The organism is Sedimentibacter sp., assembly GCF_032080165.1.
GTDB lineage: Bacteria > Bacillota > Clostridia > Tissierellales > Sedimentibacteraceae > Sedimentibacter.
The window spans coordinates 1-21662 of record NZ_DAMASY010000014.1 but is presented as its reverse complement, the minus strand read 5'-3'; the positions used below and the strand labels follow the sequence as shown (position 1 = coordinate 21662).

The 21662-nt window shown below is 33.6% G+C and carries 21 protein-coding genes; 9 read left to right on the top strand and 12 right to left on the bottom strand.

What is annotated here, in order from left to right; genetic code table 11:
• Nucleotides 1–150: 150 nt before the first annotated feature.
• Together trkA and RT412_RS15615 are read left to right on the top strand one after the other, a co-directional pair.
• Entirely contained in the window at nucleotides 151–1518 is a 1368-nt protein-coding gene (trkA, locus tag RT412_RS15620) for a Trk system potassium transporter TrkA (RefSeq protein WP_313340874.1), read from the top strand.
• A gap of 37 nt (nucleotides 1519–1555) precedes the next feature.
• A complete protein-coding gene (locus tag RT412_RS15615) occupies nucleotides 1556–3001 on the top strand; it encodes a TrkH family potassium uptake protein (protein WP_313340877.1) in 1446 nt (481 codons plus the stop codon).
• A gap of 45 nt (nucleotides 3002–3046) precedes the next feature.
• Here RT412_RS15615 and RT412_RS15610 read toward each other — a convergent pair whose 3' ends face one another.
• The 4 genes from RT412_RS15610 to cbiB form a co-directional block, all read right to left on the bottom strand.
• Nucleotides 3047–4528, bottom strand: a complete 1482-nt coding sequence (locus RT412_RS15610; protein ID WP_313340879.1) for a cobyric acid synthase — start codon at nucleotides 4526–4528, stop codon at nucleotides 3047–3049.
• A complete protein-coding gene (locus RT412_RS15605) occupies nucleotides 4491–5573 on the bottom strand; it encodes a phosphoglycerate mutase (RefSeq protein ID WP_313340885.1) in 1083 nt (360 codons plus the stop codon). Before RT412_RS15605 ends, RT412_RS15610 begins: the two co-directional genes overlap by 38 nt.
• Entirely contained in the window at nucleotides 5570–6643 is a 1074-nt protein-coding gene (cobD, locus tag RT412_RS15600) for a threonine-phosphate decarboxylase CobD (RefSeq protein ID WP_313340888.1), read from the bottom strand. The genes RT412_RS15605 and cobD overlap by 4 nt, the downstream gene beginning before the upstream one ends.
• A gap of 90 nt (nucleotides 6644–6733) precedes the next feature.
• Nucleotides 6734–7669, bottom strand: a complete 936-nt coding sequence (cbiB, locus tag RT412_RS15595; RefSeq protein ID WP_313340898.1) for an adenosylcobinamide-phosphate synthase CbiB — start codon at nucleotides 7667–7669, stop codon at nucleotides 6734–6736.
• A gap of 138 nt (nucleotides 7670–7807) precedes the next feature.
• Between cbiB and RT412_RS15590 the strand changes: the two genes are divergently transcribed.
• The 4 genes from RT412_RS15590 (at nucleotide 7808) to RT412_RS15575 (ending at nucleotide 11463) form a co-directional block, all read left to right on the top strand.
• The gene (locus RT412_RS15590; protein WP_313340908.1) at nucleotides 7808–8527 is read left to right on the top strand and encodes an N-acetylmuramoyl-L-alanine amidase; all 720 of its coding nucleotides are present in this window, start codon (nucleotides 7808–7810) and stop codon (nucleotides 8525–8527) included.
• Nucleotides 8528–8750: 223 nt separating this feature from the next.
• Entirely contained in the window at nucleotides 8751–9374 is a 624-nt protein-coding gene (locus RT412_RS15585) for a hypothetical protein (protein WP_313340910.1), read from the top strand.
• A gap of 228 nt (nucleotides 9375–9602) precedes the next feature.
• Nucleotides 9603–10892 carry an HD-GYP domain-containing protein gene (locus tag RT412_RS15580; protein ID WP_313340913.1) on the top strand — a complete coding sequence of 430 codons (1290 nt, stop codon included), beginning with the start codon at nucleotides 9603–9605 and terminating at the stop codon, nucleotides 10890–10892.
• A gap of 7 nt (nucleotides 10893–10899) precedes the next feature.
• Nucleotides 10900–11463 (top strand): DUF5317 family protein, encoded by a 564-nt coding sequence (locus RT412_RS15575; RefSeq protein ID WP_313340916.1) that lies wholly within the window; start codon nucleotides 10900–10902, stop codon nucleotides 11461–11463.
• A gap of 13 nt (nucleotides 11464–11476) precedes the next feature.
• Here RT412_RS15575 and RT412_RS15570 read toward each other — a convergent pair whose 3' ends face one another.
• The 3 genes from RT412_RS15570 to RT412_RS15560 form a co-directional block, all read right to left on the bottom strand.
• On the bottom strand, nucleotides 11477–11992 hold the full coding sequence (locus RT412_RS15570) for a nucleoside recognition domain-containing protein (protein ID WP_313340919.1): 516 nt from the start codon (nucleotides 11990–11992) through the stop codon (nucleotides 11477–11479).
• Nucleotides 11989–12567: a nucleoside recognition domain-containing protein gene (locus RT412_RS15565; RefSeq protein WP_313340924.1), complete on the bottom strand. Its 579-nt coding sequence runs from the start codon at nucleotides 12565–12567 to the stop codon at nucleotides 11989–11991. Before RT412_RS15565 ends, RT412_RS15570 begins: the two co-directional genes overlap by 4 nt.
• A 71-nt stretch (nucleotides 12568–12638) precedes the next feature.
• Entirely contained in the window at nucleotides 12639–13886 is a 1248-nt protein-coding gene (locus RT412_RS15560; RefSeq protein ID WP_313340929.1) for a hemolysin family protein, read from the bottom strand.
• 286 nt (nucleotides 13887–14172) lie between these two features.
• Here RT412_RS15560 and RT412_RS15555 point away from each other — a divergent pair, with 286 nt between their 5' ends.
• Nucleotides 14173–15429: a glycosyltransferase family 2 protein gene (locus RT412_RS15555; protein WP_313340932.1), complete on the top strand. Its 1257-nt coding sequence runs from the start codon at nucleotides 14173–14175 to the stop codon at nucleotides 15427–15429.
• Nucleotides 15430–15568: 139 nt separating this feature from the next.
• Here RT412_RS15555 and RT412_RS15550 read toward each other — a convergent pair whose 3' ends face one another.
• On the bottom strand, nucleotides 15569–15859 hold the full coding sequence (locus tag RT412_RS15550; protein ID WP_313340935.1) for a hypothetical protein: 291 nt from the start codon (nucleotides 15857–15859) through the stop codon (nucleotides 15569–15571).
• 105 nt (nucleotides 15860–15964) lie between these two features.
• On the opposite strand from RT412_RS15550, the gene RT412_RS15545 reads away from it, so the two are divergent.
• Nucleotides 15965–16195: a hypothetical protein gene (locus tag RT412_RS15545; RefSeq protein ID WP_313340937.1), complete on the top strand. Its 231-nt coding sequence runs from the start codon at nucleotides 15965–15967 to the stop codon at nucleotides 16193–16195.
• Nucleotides 16196–16199: 4 nt separating this feature from the next.
• Nucleotides 16200–16412, top strand: coding sequence for a hypothetical protein (locus RT412_RS15540; RefSeq protein WP_313340940.1), 213 nt, complete (start codon nucleotides 16200–16202; stop codon nucleotides 16410–16412).
• Between the two features lie 146 nt (nucleotides 16413–16558).
• On the opposite strand, the gene orr is transcribed toward RT412_RS15540, so the two are convergent.
• The 4 genes from orr to RT412_RS15520 are packed head-to-tail and all read right to left on the bottom strand — an operon-like array spanning nucleotide 16559 to nucleotide 21546.
• Nucleotides 16559–17626 (bottom strand): ornithine racemase Orr, encoded by a 1068-nt coding sequence (orr, locus tag RT412_RS15535; RefSeq protein WP_313340942.1) that lies wholly within the window; start codon nucleotides 17624–17626, stop codon nucleotides 16559–16561.
• 1 nt (nucleotide 17627) lies between these two features.
• Entirely contained in the window at nucleotides 17628–18986 is a 1359-nt protein-coding gene (locus RT412_RS15530) for a GlmL-related ornithine degradation protein (protein ID WP_313340945.1), read from the bottom strand.
• Entirely contained in the window at nucleotides 18986–21181 is a 2196-nt protein-coding gene (gene oraE, locus RT412_RS15525; protein ID WP_313340947.1) for a D-ornithine 4,5-aminomutase subunit OraE, read from the bottom strand. The genes RT412_RS15530 and oraE overlap by 1 nt, the downstream gene beginning before the upstream one ends.
• 14 nt (nucleotides 21182–21195) lie before the next feature.
• Nucleotides 21196–21546, bottom strand: coding sequence for an ornithine aminomutase subunit alpha (locus RT412_RS15520; protein WP_313340949.1), 351 nt, complete (start codon nucleotides 21544–21546; stop codon nucleotides 21196–21198).
• Nucleotides 21547–21662 lie beyond the last annotated feature (116 nt).

Sequence of the window (21662 nt, the reverse complement as noted above, 5' to 3'; positions counted from 1 at the left end):
CGTCAACAAACCGACATGTCAGTTTGTTGACACGCTTCAAGATGAATCCCGAAATTTCTTGCATTTTGTGTGTTATGTGATATAATACAATATGTTTTAGATAAGAAATATCTCCTAAGATTATTTTATAGTTTAAGAATTGGAGGATATATGAAAATCATAATTGTTGGCGGTGGAAAAGTAGGATATACATTAGCCCAGCATCTTGTAACAGAAGAGCATGATATAGTATTGATTGATGATGATACTGATGTATTAAATCATGCAGATGAAACCTTAGATATTATGTGTATTAAGGGCAACGGAGCAAGCGTTGAAATACTCAAAGAGGCAGGTATCAGTGAAACTGATTTGCTTGTAGCTGTTACTAACGGCGACGAACTTAATATGATTTGCTGCGTTATAGGAAAAAAATTAGGTGCTAAGCACACAGTTGCACGTATCAGAAATACTGATTATTCAAATGAATATAAAATGCTTAAGCAAGAGCTTGAGCTTGATATGGTTATAAATCCTGAAATGGAGGCAGCCGATGAAATAACAAGAATGCTTCAATTTCCTTCAGCTGCAAATGTTGAAACATTTGCTAAGAACATGTTGGAGATGGTAGAATTCAGAGTTTTGGATACAGATATTATACTGGATAAAAAATTGACGTCTCTCAATAAACATCTGCCTTCAAGGGTTCTGTTCTGTGCTGTACGAAGAGATGATGAAATAGTGATTCCAAAAGGGGACTTTTCATTTGAACCGGATGATTTGGTATATGTAATCGGCGAAAGAAAGGATATATCTAATTTTTTTACTTACTTGGGCAGAAGCTCTCACAAAGCTAAAAATGTGACCATAATCGGCGGCAGCAGAATTGCTATTTACTTAGCCTGGGTATTGGACGACCTTGGAATGAATGTGAAAATAATTGAAATTAATAAAGAAAGATGCTTATTGCTCAGCGAAATTTTAGATAATGCATTGATAATTTGCGGTGACGGAACCGATCAGGAAGTTTTAGATAATGAAAATATACAAACCGCTGACGCCACCGTAGCTTTAACAGATATGGATGAAGAGAATCTGATTTCTTCATTATATGCTCATCAGTGCGGTGTTCCAAATGTAATTCTGAAGGTTAATCGTCATAATTATATACCTATAATCAAAAAACTTGGATTAGACAGCATTATAAGTCCAAAGTTTTCAACATCAAACAATATTTTAAGATATGTAAGAGCATTGGTTAATTCTCAGGGAATAGCTGTAGAAAAGCTTTATAAAATTTTGGATAACGAAGCAGAGGTTGCTGAATTTACGGCTAAAAACTCACCTGATTTAATTAATATCAAATTAAAAGATTTAAATTTAAAAAGTGATGTATTAATCGCGGCATTAGTTCGCAACAAAAAAATTATAATCCCTTACGGAGATGATTGCATAAAAGAGGGAGACAAAGTAATAGTTGTAACTAAGACAGGATTTATTACGGATCTCAACGAAATATTAGAAGTACAACTACTATAACATCATAAAAAACAGCAACTTTGAACGGAGATAACTAATGAATTTTAATGTTTTGCTTAAAACAACAGGCACTGTTTTATTTTGGGAATCCATTTTAATGCTTCCCTCATTAATCATTGCAATTTGTGATGAAAGCTATGATATAAATGGATTTCTTATTTCAATTATAATTTCCGGCTCAATCGGTTTAATTTTAAAAAATATTAAAAGTGATGTTAATGATATGAGAAAAAGAGAAGGATATGCAACCGTTGCAATTTGTTGGTTAGTTATGTCAATAATGGGTGCAATGCCTTTTTATATAAGCGGTTCAATTCCATCCTATGTAGATGCACTGTTTGAAACAATATCGGGATTTACGACAACAGGTGCAAGTATATTGCGAAATATAGAAAGCATGCCAAGAGCTTTATTGTTTTGGAGAAGCTTCACTCATTGGATTGGCGGTATGGGTGTATTAGTTTTTACATTAGCGCTTATTCCTTCAATAGGAGGACGTACAGTATTCTTAATGCGTGCTGAAAGCTCAGGTCCTACTCCCGGAAAATTAGTTCCAAAGCTTTCAGAATCTTCAAAAATACTATATATAATTTATTCCGTTATGACTGCAATTCTGGTAATTCTTTTAATTATAGCCGGAATGCCTGTATTTGATTCATTTATACACGCATTTGGTACAGCCGGAACAGGCGGGTTTTCAAACAAGGCTTTAAGTATCGGTTATTATAACAATCCGTATGTAGATTGGATAATAACCATAGGAATGTTTTTGTTCGGTATAAATTTCACACTTTTTTTCTTAATCTTAAGAGGAGACTGGAAAAATATATTTAAAAATGAAGAATTTCGTCTTTATTGCTTTTATTTTTTATTAGGAATTATACTTATATTTCTGAATGTATTACCAAAATTCCAATTTAATTATTCTGAAGCAATAAGGCATTCTGCTTTTACAGTTTCATCTTTAGTGTCTACGACCGGCTATACAACTACAGATTTTAATTTATGGCCAATGTTTTCTAAATCAATTTTAATGACTTTAATGCTTTTCGGTTCATGTGCCGGCTCAACAGCAGGAGGAATGAAATCAATAAGAGTTTTGATATTATTTAAATCAATACTTTACGAAATTAAGCGTACCATTCACCCAAATTCTGTGCAAACAATAAAAATAAACAATAAATCTATAAATGATGATACATTAAAAAGCATTTTAATTTTCTTCTTTTCTTATATCATGATTATTATAATTGCCGTAATTTTAATATCGCTTGATAATTTTGACTTCACGACTACCTTTTCATCCGTATTGGCAATGGTTAGTAATATAGGTCCCGGACTTTCGTTAGTAGGACCTACGGGTAACTTTGCTGATTTTTCAAACTTTAGTAAAATTGTATTATCAGCCTGCATGATATTAGGAAGATTAGAAATAATGCCGGTTCTGATACTATTATCATCGGCAAACTGGAAAAGACACTGAAGTATCATCAGTCTAACTGAACGGCAACGATGCAGGCGGGCGTTTTCAGCAGCCTATAATGTTATATATTTCATCTATATCTATAGCTTTTCTAACACAGCCAGCCAATATATCATATTGGCTTTCTTTATATTTTTGTATATCGAAATTTTTTAATTCTTCTATTTCAACACCCTTGTGCTTGGCTAAAATATTTACCAACGTACTTGCTGCTGAAAAGCTGTCAAAAATACCATGAACATAGCTTCCGGCAACATTATTGTCAACACATCCGTCATTTTTACCATCAATGACAGTAAGCACTTCACCCGCTTTTATAACTGATTGACCCATGTGAATTTCATAACCCTTTATTTCAATACCGGACAGTTCACTGTAAAATCCTTTTATATCATTAAATTTACCTGTGGTTTGAACTGTAGTTTTCTCGGTCGAAAAATCAGTTGCTGTGTTTAAAAGCCCTAAGCCCTTAACTGACCCGCCGCCCTCAACATTTTCAGGATCATTTATTATTTCACCAAGCATCTGATAACCACCGCAAATACCAAAGACCGGATTGCCTGTCTTCGCATATCTTATAATTTTTGTTTCTAAACCGCTCTGCCTGAGCCACTTTAAATCTTCAATAGTATTTTTAGTGCCGGGTATAATTATAATATCGGGATTACCTAAATCTTTTACTCTCGATACGTATCTGACGGACACACCTTCAATCATAGAAAAAATATTGAAATCCGTAAAGTTAGATATACGCGGCAGCTTAACTACGGCTATATCTATTAAATTATAATCAGCGTTGTTTGTTAATCTTTCAGATAAGCTGTCTTCATCGTCTATATCCACATTTAAATAAGGAACAACTCCTAATACTTTTACATCAGTTATGTCCTCTAAGCTTTTCAAGCCGGGAGTCAACAAATCAACATCCCCTCTGAATTTATTTATAATAAAACCCTTTACTCTTTTCTTTTCTTCCTCATTAAACAAAAGCATGGTTCCCGCCAAGGAAGCAAACACTCCTCCCCTGTCTATATCTCCCACAATCACAACAGGGGCATCTGCCATTTCAGCCATACCCATATTTACAATATCCTGTTCTCTTAAGTTTATTTCAGCAGGGCTTCCTGCACCTTCTATAACTATGATATCATACTCTTCTGCTAACGAATCATAGGATTTCATAATATGCGGAATCATATATGCTTTGTAGCTGTAATATTCGCCTGCGGTCATATCCTTAAAAACCTTGCCGTTTAACACAATTTGCGAACCCCTTTCACCTGTCGGTTTAAGCAGTATAGGATTCATCCTTACATCCGGCTCTATGCCTGCCGCTTCCGCCTGCATAACCTGAGCCCTTCCCATTTCAAGCCCGTCCTTAGTTATATAAGAATTTAAAGCCATATTTTGTGACTTAAAGGGTGCAACCTTGTATCCGTCCTGTTTGAATATTCTGCAAAGAGCTGCTGTTATTAAGCTTTTACCTGCATTAGATGTTGTTCCTTGTACCATTATTACTTTTGCCATGATTCCCTCCATCATTTTTTATTACTGTTATTACATCCACTAAGCCACCTTCATGTCTACCGGTTACAGAGCTTGTCTGATGGTCAGATAAAACGGTTATTGCTGTGTTTTTTTCCGCATTCTCATATATCGCACTTAAAAATTCTCTGTCTATTCTTTCTATGAATTTTACTTTACTAAATATATCCTTCCTGTGGGATACTTCATCGGTTCCGTTTATGTGAACTATTACAATATCATGATTTTTAATTTCATTGAGCGCTGCTTCTGCTTTTTCATTCAAATCAGTATCCACATCAGCTGTAGAATGCTTTAATTCAGGTACTATAATGTCCATAAGCTTAGCAATCCCCTTAACAATTTCAGCCCCGCATATACATGAGCATGTCATTTTATGAAGTTCATAAAATGACGGTAGTTTTATCTTTTCAGAAGCTCCCCAAGGATAAAACATATATTCATCATCACCGGTAAAAAATCTGCTGTTCTCTATGAAATTCCTCAAAACATCAATTTTAATTATATCCTCTAAAAGAACATTCATGTTTTCGCCTATGTATTCGTGGGGAGGATAGTTATTAACAGATAATATTTCATCACATTTTTTAGCAACAATAATATTTCTGTAACTGCTTATATGGTGAAATCTGATTTTTTCGCTTATGCTCACTCTTTCAGCCGCATTTTTCATTTCATTATTATTTAAATTTCCTCCGTTAAAGGATTCTAATTTATTATTATTAACTTTAATCAAGTTGCACCTTAAAGCAATCTCATCATCATCTATGTTAATATCTGAAGCTAATGCTTCAATATAAGCTCTGTTTTGGGGAATAAATTCTTCCTTAACTCCAAGTATGGAAAGTATACAACCTAAACTGTCGGGTTTCCTGTCAGGGACACAAAATGATTTTTTCTCATATTTTCCTTGCTGTATAAACTCATCGATAGTTGGTGTGACTGCATATTGGAGTGGTGTCATAAATCCGAGGTCCTTCACCTTTTCTTCACTTAAGCCATCTAAAATAACCAATATTTGCTTCATCTGTTTATCATAATTCCTTTTAAAATTTCAATAAATAATTTATTCTCTTTTTCTGTTTTAACTGCAATTCTGTAATATTTATCGGATAAATTTTTGTAATTAGCGCAGCTTCTTATTAAAATTCCTTTTTTAATAAATTCTTCTTTTAAATCAATATCATCGTTGATTTTAAATAAAATATAATTTGCATATGACTCATAAGACGTTATATTCAGCTTTTTAATTTCATCAATTAAATACTTTCTTTGATTTCTTATAAATTCTATTGATTGTGATAAATAGTCCTTTTCATTAACTGCAGCTAAAGCCGCCTCTTGTGCAGGAACAGAAACATTCCATGGAGGGCCTGCCTTTTTTAAGTTATCTATGATTTTTTCATTTGAAGACATACAGTATCCAATACGTATGCCCGGTACTGCAAATATTTTTGTAAATGCCTTTAAAACTATTAGGTTATCATATTTTTTAAGCAAGTGACATACGCTGAATTTTTCTTTATCTTTAACGAAGTCCATGAAGCATTCATCTATCACAACAATTGTATCAGATAATTTACATTGTGCTATTATTTTTTCAAGCAAATTATTGTCGGTAATTTGACCTGTAGGATTATTTGGATTACATATGAAAACTACGTCAACTGTATTTATTTCATCAAATATACTTCTCGTTATATTAAAATTTTCGCTCTCATTTAAATAGTAATATTTTATGCTGCAATCAACAGTTTTCAATGCGGATTCATATTCACTGAACGTAGGAGCAGTTAATAAAGCGTAAGCAGGTTTTAAGCTTAGAGCAATTCTGAATATTACCTCGGCTGCACCATTAGATGGAAATATGTAACTGACCGGTACATTTTCATATACAGATATACCTTCAATTAACCTCCTGTAATGAATATCCGGATATCTGCTTGAATATTTAATGGAATTTATAATTGCTTTTTCAACACTTAACGGTATGCCAAGCGGATTGATGTTTGAAGAAAAATCTATTATACTGTTTTCATCGATGCCGGATATTTTTGCCGCTGCAAAAATATCGGCTCCATGCTTTTCACTTTTCACCTATCTTACCTCCATACAAATAACTATGGAGATCCATCGCTGCGGCGGATGACATATACTGTCATTCCGAGAGCTACTGCCCGAAGAATCTCATAAAAACATAATAATACCTAAAATCAAGCACAATATTGATGTTACATACATCAAATTATTTGCTCTTTTTATATCTTCTATTTCTACCTCTCTAATGTTATCACCGATGGTGGGTTTATGTACCAACACTCCGCCATAAAAGTTGTCACCACCAAGCATAATATTCAGGCTTCCCGCACAAACTGCTTCCGTTTGTGCCGAATTAGGGCTATTATGATTATATCTGTCTCGTTTGTAGATTTTGTACGCAGATTTATAATCCATTTTCAAAATCATAGAAGCCAATATCATTAAATATGCCGATATTCTTGATGGAATATAGTTAGCCACATCATCAGCTATCGCTGAAAATCTACCCATATTAATATACTTTTCATTTTTGTAGCCCACCATTGAGTCGAGGGTATTTATTGCTTTATACAAAAAGCCTAATGGCGCTCCGCCAAGTATGATAAACAGCATGGGTGCAATTACACCATCCGATGTGTTTTCCGCAACTGTTTCAACCGCAGCTCTTGATATTGAGGAAGTATCCAGATTTCCGGTATCTCTGCCCACTATGTATGACAAATACCTTCTTGCCTCAATTATATTATTGTTCTTCAATTGAATATAAACCTTCATACTTTCAACCTTTAAGCTCTTTGCAGCCAATATAAAGTAGATCATTACGCTTTCAACAATAATACCCAAAATATAACTAAATTTATATACAAAGAAAAGTATTATAAATGGTATCAGAAATGAAATTATCGCTACTGTTAACCAAAGTATAACACCTGCTTTTCTTTCATTATCACTATTCTTGCATTTATCCCTCAAATATCTTTCAACGCCGTAAATTATTTTACCGATTAATCTGATAGGATGAGGGGATCCGTGGGGATCACCGAAAATTAAATCCAGCAGATACCCTATAACTAATGTCAGCATGCAATGTTCACCTTTCGATTTAATCAAACGCAAAAAAATTATATCTTAATTAACAGTTACTTGTCAATTCAGTATATTTTTGTAATATTCAAAACCTGCTATCATAAGCTTTATTAAGAAAACAATTATGGGGGAAATATGGAAAAGATATTTAAAAGAACCAATATAGTATTTTCAATCGCCTTAATTATATCTTTGTTAATGTCGTTATTTACAAATTTATATATAACATCCGAAACCATAGATGCTACCGGAGCAGAACAGGTTGACAGAATAAAAATTCTGATTGATCCGGGGCATGGCGGTGTGGATCAAGGAACCAGCGGAGATACAGGAGTAACTGAAGCTCCCTTAAATTTAGTAATTTCAGAAAAGCTTATGAGTTTTTTAGAAGGATCCGGATTTGAAGTAGATATGACCAGATTCGAGGATGAAGGATTGTATTCTTTAAAATCAAAAACCATAAGAGAAAAGAAAAATGAAGATTTAACAAATCGTGTTAATATGATAAATGACTCTAATGCCGATTTAGTAGTTTCAATTCACTTGAATTCATTTCCCCAAAAACAATATTATGGTGCTCACGTATTCTATCAAAAAAACAGCCAGTTAGGCAAAATGGCTGCGGATATTTTGCAGGACTCTTTAAAAAACATATTAGATCCAAGCAACAATAGAGTTCCCCAGGTTAAAAAAGACATAAAAATTATGGATGATACAAATATTCCGGTTGTTTTAGTAGAATGCGGATTTTTGTCCAACAATGAAGAAGAGAAAAAATTAATCTCAGACGAATATCAGGAAAAAATTGCATGGTCAATATTTACGGGACTCATTAAATATTTTAATGAATTATAATAACGGGAAATAATTTTGTTGAAGTTAATATTATATCATATATAGAATAAATATAAGCGACAGGGAAATAAAAAGCAGGTTTTCTAATAAGGAAAATTCTGCTTTTTTAATACAAATATTGAAAAATGTATTAATAATTCAATTATTTGATAATTTTTGTTGAATAAATAATTATATTGTATTATAATCAAATTATATGTAGTTTAACGTTTGGAGGACTAATATGAATTTTGAAGAAGTTGAGTATTTCTTAGCCAATATTAAATCTGTTCTATCTTGTAAAATAATTACTGATTCAAATAATAATATTACCGAAATACATGTCCTATCTGACAGCAGCAGACATTCAAAACAAATTGTGAGGGATATTAGGACAGCCCTGCTTTCTCATTTTAATTTAGACATTGATTATAAAATTATAAGTGTGGCACAGGTTAACAAAAACATATCAATTAATTCTGATTTCCGCCTGTTGTATGAAGGCTATACCAATGAAACTTATGGTGAAAGAATTAAAATCATGTCTAAACTTACATGGGACGAAAAAGAATTTGTGGGTGAAGCAGAGGGTATAAGATCTGAAAAAAATACTCTTATGGTTGCAGCTTTATCAACATTAAATGCAATTAAAAAAGCTACTGAGCTTGACTGCTTTATTGTGGATGACATTCAAACTGCCAAAATATCGGGAAAAGATGTGTTGCTTTCTTCAATTACTTATTATGATAAGGGCAGAGAAATCCTACTAATAGGTTCTTCAATAATCATCAACAACAAAATTGACTCCACTATTAAAGCTACTCTTAATGCTATAAACAGAAAAATCTGTTTATTTATAAAAGAATGATGGGGCTGACTATAAAAATCATAAAACAAAAGAAAAAAAATTAGCGTAGCGAAACCTTCCTGTTCTTAATAGCGAACCGAGCAGAGACACTCTGTAGGAGGTTTCCAATGAAAAGAATAATGCCTATAATCGCTTCATTAGTAGCATTAGTTTTAGCAGCAGGTGCAAATTATAGCTGGCTATAATAACTAACAGATTGTCAGCCCTTCATTAATAAAGAGGTAAAATATGGTTAAAGTGTCAAGCAAAAAGAAAAGTAATAAAATACTATACTCATATATTTTATTTGTAGCATTACTGGCGATTTTAGTAATGCATTATTTAATTACTAATTTTGCCATAAGAGATTATACACTACTTCTACTTTTTTCAATTTTATCAGCAGTATCAGAAACCTTTTTAATACCATTACCAAAAGTAGGAGCCGTTTCAGTTAGTTTTGCTATCACTTTTTCTGCAATTTTATTAACAGATCCTTTGACCGCTGCTATTATAACTTCATTAGGTATACTATTTAGATGCCCCTATGTAGATGGCAAAGGAAGAGTACATTTATTTAATACACCTATTTATAAAACAGTATTTAATATAAGTCAATACATCATAAATGCAGGCGTTGCAGGTATTATATATGTTAATTTTCATGAAATCTTAAGATTTGGTTTTGAGTTTTATAATCCTATTGGCGGTACAATTGCATTAATGGTATATTTATTATTAAACTCATTTTTCATGGCAGCGTTAATGTCTATAATATTAGAAGAAAAATTAACTGCTGTATGGAGAAATTATTTATTAGGATTTATAAATATAATTTTAGTAAGCTTATTGGGAATTGTTCTTGCATTTTCATACGATAGTTACGATATAGGCGGAATCTTATTATTCTTCATACCATTATTGCTTGCAAGATATACCTTTAAATTGTACTTAGACATGAGGAAAAACTATTTTGAAACTATGAATGTGTTGGTACGAGCTATAGAAGCAAACGACCCGTATACAAGCGGTCATTCCTTGCGTGTAAGTATTTATTCGGAAGCAATTGCCAAGCAGTTAGGATTGCCTCAAAATAAGGTAGATATGATAAAAAGCGCAGCACTTTTACATGACATAGGAAAAATAGGAATAGATAAAAATATACTGAATAAAAACGGGAAATTAGAAAAAGAAGAATTTGATACTATAAAAGCTCATCCTCAGATTGGAGCTACGATTATATCCGATATGAGCTATTTATCAAACCTTTCAGATATAATAAAACATCACCATGAAAGAAATGACGGTAAAGGCTATCCTGACGGGTTGAGTCATAACAGTATACCGTTAGAAACATCCATACTTATAATTGCAGATTCTTTTGATGCAATGACTACGGACAGACCTTACAGGCATGCCTTGAGCTTAGAAGATGCACTTAACGAAGTAAAAGTAAATGCAGGTACGCAGTTTAATCCTGATATAGTTGATGATGCAATTATTGCCTTAAGAAAGGCATTCAATAATTTATCAGAATAGGTGCAGCATGATTCCGGAAATTATATTATTTTCTGTTTTATCAATTATTTTATTAATAATAAAAAACAAAAAAATTAAATTTAATGACTTTGAAATGGAAATTAAAGGTTATACAGTATTGATAATCATGGCAATAATTGAGATTACTGCTCAATTTTTATTTAAACGATATACCGATAATAATTTGCTTAGAATATTATCAATGCATTGGACAATCTACTTTGGATTATTCATTGTTTCAATTATTAACTTTGAAAAACAGTTTATGAAGCTTATGTTTTTGGGAATATTGATGAATTTTACAGCTATCATATTTAATGACTTTAAAATGCCTGTGTACGTTTCTGAAATATTGACAGACGTTGAAGCAAAAAAAATGTATCTTATGTCAGGACAGGATTTAATTCATTCCCTTCTTACCGAAGATACAAAATTTAAAATATTTTCTGACATTATTACTTTGCCGCCTCCTTATCCTTTTCCAAAGACAATCAGTATCGGTGATATATTCTTATTATTAGGGGGATTTGTTTTTTGGCAGAATGCATACCCTTCTATCAAACAGAAATAATACCATGAATTTACTACATAAAAAACCGGCACACCATAAGAGCGGCAAAAATCGATCCTACGTGAGCTATTAAGCCAACCTTGATTGTATGCCTTATATTTTTTATGCCAACTGCTCCGAAGTATACGGCGGTGGTGTAAAATATAGTTTCTGATGAACCCATTAACACAGATGCACTTCTTCCTATGTAAGAATCCGGTCCGTAATTGTCAAGTATTGATTGAAAAACTCCAAGGGACCCTCCCCCTGACAACGGTTTAACTATTGATAAGGATAACAATTCAGGCGGAAAACCTAAAACATTGGTTACAGGTGTTAAAATTCTTACTATAAAAGCTTCGGCTCCGGAATGAATAAACATATTTATAGCAAAAATTACAGCCAATATATAGGGAAATATTTTAAGTGCTGCTTTTGCTCCTTCCATGGCTCCGTCTATGAATGCACCATATATGTCGACCTTTTGAATTATACCGTAAAACAAAATGCCGCCTATAACAACCGGCAGTATCAAATCAGATAAACTCATTTAATTTCTTTCCTTTCATAATATTTTGCAAAAATAATCGCTACAGCAGTAGAAAATGTAGTAGCAATTAAGGTTGGAACCAAAATGTCTCCGGGTGAGCCTGCTCCCGCATCTGCTCTTAATTTTATTACGTTTAAAGGAATGAGCTGAATTGAAGATACATTAATTATTAAAAACATACACATGGCATTATTGGCTGTGGATTTATCCTTGTTTGTAAGCTGCATTTCATTCATTGCCTTTAATCCAAACGCAGTTGCCGAATTGCCTATCCCTAAAATATTGGCAGCTATAGTCATAATAATTGCATTTACAGCCTTTGTATTATTCTCTACTTCTTTAAACAAAAATTTAATTGCAGGCTTTATCACTGTGGCTAACTTATTCAATATTCCCGATTTTTCAACTATCGACATTAAACCGGTCCAAAAAGCCATGACCGGTATTAATTTAATTATTAATTCAACTGATTGCTGCAAATCGAAAAAAAGGACATTTGCAACAGTTTCCGGTTTACCGTTAGCAAACGAAAATATAAAACCGAGACCTATAAGAAATATCCATACATTTTTCATAAAATCCCCCCCAATACAAAAAAACATATTATTAAATAATATGTCTTTAATATCATAAATATATCTTTTAATTACTTTGTTAAATTTACCTCGTTATTTATTCTTTCAACCTGAATTTCCAATACTCTCTTTGCTTCGGCTTTAGTTACGGTAATATCCAGGTTCTTGTATACTATCCTGCCTCCTGCCTCCGGTATTTCTTCAAACAGCATTGTTATCCAACCGTTAACGGTTGTAACGTCAAGCTCCTCATCCGGTTCAATACCAAACAGCTCGAACATGTCATCAATATCCGCATTGCATGAAATAAGGAATTTATCTTCTCCTATTTTCTTAAACCATTCAAATACTTCGTCATGTTCATCCCAGATTTCGCCGACTAATTCTTCTATTATATCTTCCATCGTTACAAGACCTTCGGTTCCGCCATATTCGTCTATTACAACGGCCATATGCGCCTTTGACAGCTGAAGATCTTTTAACAGCTCGGAAATTTTCTTGTTAGGTGTAACGTATAGTATCTTTGAAATCAACTTTTTAATATCTTTTTCTTTCCTGTTTAATGCCTGATAGAAATCCTTTTCGTGCAGCACTCCGATTATGTTGTCCATATCTCCCTTGAATACAGGCAATCTCGAATATCCGCTTATCAGGAATTTTTCTCTTATTTCCTCTAAACTTTCATCCTCATCTATACCTACGATATCAATTCTTGGTGTATAGATATCTTCAACAACTGTTTCACTGAATTCTATTGCAGACCTTATTAAATCGCTTTCGTTTTTATTGATAACACCTTCATTTTCAACTTCATCAATCATTGTTATAAGTTCATCCTCAGTCATGGATGGCTGAACTTCGGTTTTAAAAAATTTATAAAAAACCGACTTTAATGAAGTGAGTATAAAGTTACCCGGCGTACATAAAAATACTAAAAGCTTTAAAAGAGGTGCCAAAAATACAGCATGCTTTTCCGGTGAAAATTTAGCTAATCCTTTAGCAGGAATTTCCACAAAAAATAAAATCGTTAAAACAGCTATTGCAGTTGCTAAAAAAACACTTAAATAATTTGACAGAATATATATTTCCAATGATGCAGCAGTAATTTTTAATATAGTTCCTACAATCAGAATTGTTGACATTAAATTCTCATAATTATCATCTAATTCCAAAACTAAATTTTTATTGCCATTACTGGATATATTCTTCAATCTTGTCTTGTTAAAATTAACAAATGCAGCCTCAGAAGCTGAAAGTACCGCAGAAAATAAAATCAATAAAATTAATATCGTGACTTGACTTATGACGTCATCGTCCATTTTTGTATTTCACTCCCAATTAATTATAGTATATAAACAGTATATCCTATGAAATATCAAGTGTCAACAACATTTAACACGATGACTTGTCTTTAAGATCACATATCGTGCATAAGAATAAAAATATTTTATTAAGCAATAATAATCATACCTTCTTATAAAGACAGAATGTAGAAAATCGCTTTATTACTTGAAAATTAAACGAATGTTAAGAATTTATTAATTGTTTTCTTGTATAAAAATGGTATACTGACTAATTGTAGAGTACAAAATTGGAGGTATTGATTTGTTATCGTTTATTAGTATATTTAACTTAATCATATTTATATTATTTACAGGATTTTATTTTTATCAATTTTATTATATTATAGTAGGTTTATTCAGAAAAAGTAAGGTATTAACTGCTAAGGTAAATCATAGATACGCAGTTGTCATTGCTGCAAGAAATGAAAGTGCTGTAATCAGTCAATTAATCAACAGTATAAAAAAACAAAAATATCCGTCGGAATTAATAGATATTTATGTTGTAGCAGACAATTGCACCGACAATACGGCCCAAGTGGCAAAAGATTCCGGAGCCTATGTGTTTGAAAGATTTAACAGACAATATGTAGGAAAGGGTTATGCTTTAGATTATGCTTTTAAAACTATAATTAACAGCAATGAAAAATATGAAGGATACTTTATATTTGATGCTGATAATTTATTGGACGAAAACTATATAGCTGAAATGAACAAGGTATTTGATAATGGATATAAAGTAGTTACAAGCTACAGAAATTCAAAAAATTATGATACGAATTGGCTTTCGGCAGGTTATTCATTATGGTTTTTAAGAGAAGCCAAATATTTAAACAATTCAAGAATGATATTGAATACAGGATGTGCGATATCAGGAACCGGATTTATGGTAAGTGATGAAATTATAAGAAAAAATAACGGCTGGAAACATCACTTATTAACAGAAGACATAGAATTTTCAGTTGATAATGCAATACATGGTGAAAAAATCGGTTATTGCGGTTCAGCAGTATTATATGACGAACAGCCCTACCTGTTTGAACAATCATGGCATCAAAGACTGCGCTGGGCAAAGGGATTTTATCAGGTATTTGCCAAATACGGCAAAGATTTGTTCAAATGTGCATTTTTTAAGAAAAGCTTCTATTGCTACGATATGTTGGTTACAATATCACCGGCATTATTTTTATCACTGTTGAGTGTAAGTATCAATACGGTATTTTTAACAATAGGTATAATTAACATTGAGATATATCCTGAAATTATCAGAGAAACATCATTCTCAATTTTGATGTCCTTTGTTAATTCATATTCGGTATTATTTGCAATCGGTCTGATAACAACAATTTCAGAATGGAAACAAATTAATTCAACTACGTGGAAAAGAATAAAATACATGTTTACATTCCCGATATTTATTTTTACTTATATTCCTATTTCAATTGTTGCATTGTTTAGAAAAATTGAGTGGAAGCCGATTACTCACAGCATCGTTAAATCAATAGAAGAAGTAAGACAGTAAATAACATAAGTTTTAGTTTTATACAAATTATATATTGATTCTATCCAAAATTAAAAATAAGCGCAAAGTTATCGAGTTAAGGAAGGTCACAAGTTCCTTAACTCCCTTTATATTACATAAGCTCAATTCAAGATAACATTTAGTCTTGTATTTTACTTTTCTCTATTTCCATGATATATTCTTTAAAATACAATCCAATTTCAATTAACCGTTCATCACTTAATTCGATAACTTTTTCATTATACTGAATAGAATCAGGATTAATATATTCAGGAGTAAGCTCTGCAGCCTCAGCATAGTTTGGTGCCGGTGTAAACTCTTTTTCGATAATTTTATTTGTATCAAGGTCCATTTTAAAACGAACATCAGGACCAGTAATAGATCCGGTAGCAGGAACAAGCCCTGTATGTGTAGTTATATAAAAATCCAAAATATTTTCATTCGTGCTTTCATTTGATATTATACTTACACCACCTTCATTGCGATATCCAAATTCTTCTATACCGAAAATTGATAATATGTATGGAGGATAAATATGTTAATTGCAAAGAAAAAGAAAATATCAATCCTATTTTTAGTTGTGGCAGTATGTATAACAATTTTTTCATTGACTGCCTATGCTGCAGAAAGCAGTATTGTCTATCCACAGGCAAGCGAATATATTCGTTCCACAAGTGTCGTTTTGAAATCGGAAGGCTCAAACGGCAAGCTTCTGTCTGAAAATAAAATCGGAGCAACTGGGATAGTTGACAAGCTTAGGGATTAAAACATTGGAAATACAGACTAAGGTTAACGGATATTGGATAAAATATGAAACCATAATAAATAATTCCTACAAATATGATGCAGCCACATTTATATACGATTTTTATTACTATGGTAACCCCGGAACAGAATACCGCACATATGTTGAATTTTATGTAGAGGATGATGGTGGCTCCGAAACTAAAATTGTTACCTCATTACCTGTGACTGCAAAATAATATTTCAGATACATATTCTCCGTTCTTTTTCTCCATGCATTATAAACACGAGTATAATAATTATGAGTATACTACTATGGGGACAGACTTTGCAGTGAAGATAATCATATCACTGCAAGGTCTGTCCCCATAATGCCTTTATTTATTTAAACGTATTCTTTTTCTACATAGGCGCTTGTTGTGGCTCTCAGAAGTGATGAGTAAGCTAATTTAAACTTCACAATATCGCCAACCTTGTAATCGTACTCCGTGTTGTTCACATTTAAAATTAAATGATCAGAGCTTGCGCCTAAAATTAATATGTCAGGGTCTACAGGATGCAGGTTGTCAGGATCTACATCCTGTCTTCCTACTGCTATTATGGCTCTTTTTATTACGCCTAAATCCTCATAAACCGGTTTATTGCCGAAGGCATCTACCCCTGTCTCTCCAACCGGCACAGATTGTTTTTCTTTTAATTCTATTATTTCTGCTTCCAATGTAAATGCATCATCATAAAAGCCGTCAAGCATTTGACTGTATGCGGTTTCATCGCCCAGTAAAAATGCTTCCCCAACTCTAAGGTTGTTAATTTCTTTCGGAAGTTCATTTTTGCCTATTAAATAAACAGAGCTTGAATTTCCGCCTGAAATCATTTGTAACCTTATATTGAACTTCTTCTCAATTTTATTCGCAATATCAACAAGTATCGAAAGATTTTCTTTTTTAGGTATTACCGCCCCGTAACAAGTGAGGTTAACACCTAATCCGAATAGCTCAATATTATTCAGCTTAAGTATTTCTTCAACCGCATGATGAATTTCATCTTCATTTTTAAAGAAAATACCTTCTCTTAAATCGCCTAAATCGATCATAAGAAGTATTTTATGCTTCTTATTTAATCTGCCTGCTGCATCGTCTAACTTTTTGATTGTTTCTGTTTCAGAGTTTAAGGATATATCTGAATAACGGATTACATCTTCAGCTTCTGAAATCATAGGCAGACGCAAAAGAACTCTTTCCTTTGTTGTTCCTTCATACTTCTTAAGGTTTTGTATTCTTGAGTCAGCAAGATAATCAATGTCTGATTCTTCAAGCAGATTATATATTTCCATGTCGGCACAATAACCCTTGGTAACTATCATTAAGGAGCATCCTGAACCTTTTACCATTTCAATTGTTTTATTAAGATTATTTTTTACTTTGTTTAAATCAATCACTAATTTAGGATACATTTTATTCTCCTATTCTTAAGCTTTTTTTCATTAATAATAAAGCGTCATCGTGATAGCTTTTCGATAAAACCCCCAATGAAGACAATATATAATCTTCATCTATCAGGACCATGGCCGTTTCGGACGGATATAATTCCTGTTCCTTGCCGTGGTTTTTAACCTTTTCCAAGATTTTCATTTTGTTTGGTAATCTTGTTAAAGCTCCGCCTGTACCGATGATGTATTTGACAGCGGTTAAATCCTTTCCTTCCGCTACGGTTTTTTTACCTGAAGCAGTATAGAAATATCTCAAATGACCTGCATGCCTTTCTAAGGATGTTAAAACAGCTTCTGTTGTAATTCGTTCTACAAATTCTTTTTCTCTTTCTGTAACGGGAATAGGTTTGTAATCGGATAAAATTTCATCTGTGTCAGGAAATTCCTTTCTGAGATTATCAATTCCGATTTTTTCAACAACGTGATTTACATTGACATAGACACCGAGATCCCCTTCCACAGTTCTTTTGGCTTCCGGTTCCGGACTTAAAAGAATTAAATTTATTTCTTCCGAACCATTAGTCACCGAATGAACATCAGTTGTTGCTCCGCCCACATCAAATACAATTAAATCTCCCAACTCTTCCTTTAATACCTTGGCTGCCTCCATTACCGCCCCCGGTGTGGGAATTATGGGTCCCTTTACAAGCTCTCTTACCTTAGACATACCTGCAGCATGAATTATATGCTCCTCGAAAGCATCCTGAATAATCTTACGGGTTGGCTCGACAACCAAGGTGTCTATTTTCGGATATACATTTTCTACTATATAAACCTGATTGCCGGCTTCCTCGCACATCAATCGTACTTCTTCCTGGTTTTCAATATTGCCTGCATAAATTATAGGGATATTTAAACCCATGGAAAGAATCATTTCTAAATTATGAAGTGCGGTATCTCTTTCACCGTAATCGACACCACCTGCAACAAGGATTATATTAGGCATAATTTCCTGGACTTTTTTTAAATCTGTTCTTCTCATTTTGCCTGAGGTTATCATTTTAATAATTCCTCCGGCTCCTAAAGCAGCTTCCTTAGCTGCTCTTACGGTCATATCATAAACAAGACCATGAACGGTCATTTTCAAACCGCCTGCAGCACTACTTGTAGCCAACATATCATCCCATGTTAATTCATCTGCATGCAAATTATTCTTCAAGTCATCTATGGCTCCCTTGAGTCCAACAGTAACATCGCCTTGAAGCACAGACGTAGCAGCTTGCCCCTGCCCTACAAACGCAGGACAGGAGGTGCCAATGCCATTAAAGGCATTTACTACTGTAGTGGTGCTGCCTATTTCAGCTACCAATACATTAATTTTCATTATTTATTTAATTCCCTTCTTCTTTTTACTAAGAAACTTGCCGCATCAATACCGTGGCTTCCTCTTCCGAAACCTGCATCAAGACCTGCCTCGATTGCTATTTCATTAGATACCTGAGTACCTCCGCAAATTATCATAATCTTATCTCTGATACCCTTTTCTACACATAAATCATGAATTTTCTTCATGTTTTTAACATGGACATCATCATGAGTTATAATTGTACTGACTAAAATTGCATCTGCATTAGTTTCAATAGCCGCATCAACTAACTTTTCAACAGGGCATGAAGTTCCAAGATATTCGTATTTAATACCAAAACCTTCAATACCACCATGTTTGATATCCAAGGTTTCTTTTAAACCAACCGAGTGTTCGTCTTCTCCGACAGTTGCTGCAACAACAAACATAGGTTTATTTTGTATGTCTTCTCTTATTTCTGCTTCAGACAATACTTCGATTTTTTCAGGAATTACTAATTCATTAACATCTATATCAAAGTTAACTCTTCCCTTAATTTCGCAGTAAGTACCTTCTGACGGATGCATGCATTGCTTATGAACAACAGTTACATCCTCAAGACCCATTTTTTCACCGCATTTGATAGCGGCAAATTCTGCAGTTCTTTCATCTAACGGTAAGAAGATTGATAACAATACTGTTCCGTCTGCTCTCCATTCAACCTCAGGTTTAACAAGATTAGTGTCATAGTATTTTTTAGTTTCTTCCAATCTTACGTTAACATTATCATTTTCGTCTAATTCATCAATATATTGAATCTTTGAACGATCTTCAAATGTGTCTCCGCCTATTGCATCACTTGCTTTTTCAAATTCTGCAGGAATGTTGTTGTATCCATAGTGAACTGAAACAGGAGCAAAGTAATCTTCGTCTCTTTCATATATGAATCCGTATCCGATACCGCCTTCGATTTCTCTTGCAATACCGTCTCCGTTTCTTTCAGGATATTTACCGCTGTCTACAAAGAAACCCTGTTCAACAGCTTTGAAAAAGCCGCCTACTTCAAGCATTTCTTCCATAAACAATATTGCTCTTTCCTTAAGCTCTCTGACTTCCTTACCTAAAGAACCTTCTCTGTCAAGCTTAACCATTTCTCTTAAGCCGTCCATACCTGTAAGAGATTGTTTAGCAGTCATAATACCTGCTATGTTGTTATAATGCCAAGGCACGTTTCTTCCTTCGTCAGGAGTGATTGTTGACTGAATATCGGCACTTGTCAATCTCGAAATCATCATGTTAAGCGTATGAGTAACAGCTGCTTCACGAGTATCTGATTCCATATACTTAGTATTTTGTTGTGCTCTCATTTTATACTCTCTGAACAAATCGCGAAGAGCAACTGCATAAGGTAAGTCTAACCTCATACATGGCGCCGGCGGAGCTGTAGGCGGAACCGTTGAAAGTGCTATATTTTCAGGTTTGATACCTACTTTTCTTGAGAATATGGAGTTAATGGCATGCTGAACCATTAATTCAGGCATAACCTTCCAAGCTTTCATTGCTGTAGCATTGGCATTGTGAGCTCCGTCTATCTGAAGCATTCCGGACCATGCCATTATTTTCTTTGCCTCACATGCATCAACAAAGCTTCTGACCATATTAACGTTTCTGTACAATACATTGTATTGCGGGTCTTGGTGAGCGCCGTTAACGCCCTCTTCAGCAAACATAACAGCTATATCAGGACCTGCAACTCCGGAAATATATGAGTGGAAATTAATCGGACGACCAACTTCATCTTCTATCATATCACAGGCTTTTCTGGAAGCTCTTACTTGTTTTCTTGTAACCATGATACCGCCGATACCTTGGTTTGTACCTTCTAACAGCGAGTCAATATGTGATTGACCTGCCGTTCTTATAACCATTATGTGATCTGCGCCGTGCCATGCAGCCATACGCATTCTTCTTATATCATCTTCAAATCTGCCTGAAGCAATTTCTGTTGTAATTACACAGTCAGGTTGAGGGTCTATATATCCGAATCCTCTGCTGCCCGGTAACGGAACAGAATTTGCTAATGGCTTTGATGCTTCATGATATTCGAAATCACCGACTGTTCTGTCCTCATTTCTTTCATCTCTCCAATGCCATCCGCGTCTTCTTGGTTCATATTTATCTAAATCTTTTAATAACTCTTTTATATCTATCTTCTTGTTTGGATCAAGCTTCATCTTTCATACCCTCCTTAAAATAATGTGTCAACGTCTTCCCAATGTCTTCCGTTTGCAAGTTCAAGTCCTGCTTCGCGTACTGAGCATCCTAATTTCTCAGATAATCTCCATACAACATTTCCCGCACCCTTGCCCATTAAACCTTTATTCATTACACCTTCGATGATTGGTTTAACTTCTAAACTTGAGAATCCCATTCTTAAAAGAATACTTCTTTCAACTGATGGAGTTGTATTCTTTTTACCTAATTCTAATAGGGGGTCAACTATTTGCTCTGCTAAATTCCAAAATCTATCATATAATTCTTCATCTGAAAGATTTGCCAAGTGAGCTCTTCTTTGCTCAAAATCATCAGCTCTTTTCATTTTTATGCTCCTCCTGAAATATCAAATTTGCAAATAGGCGTATTTAAATACGCCTTTTGCAATATGGTTTTAATTGTTTATTTTAAAGATTTCAATACATTTTTTACAAATTCAAT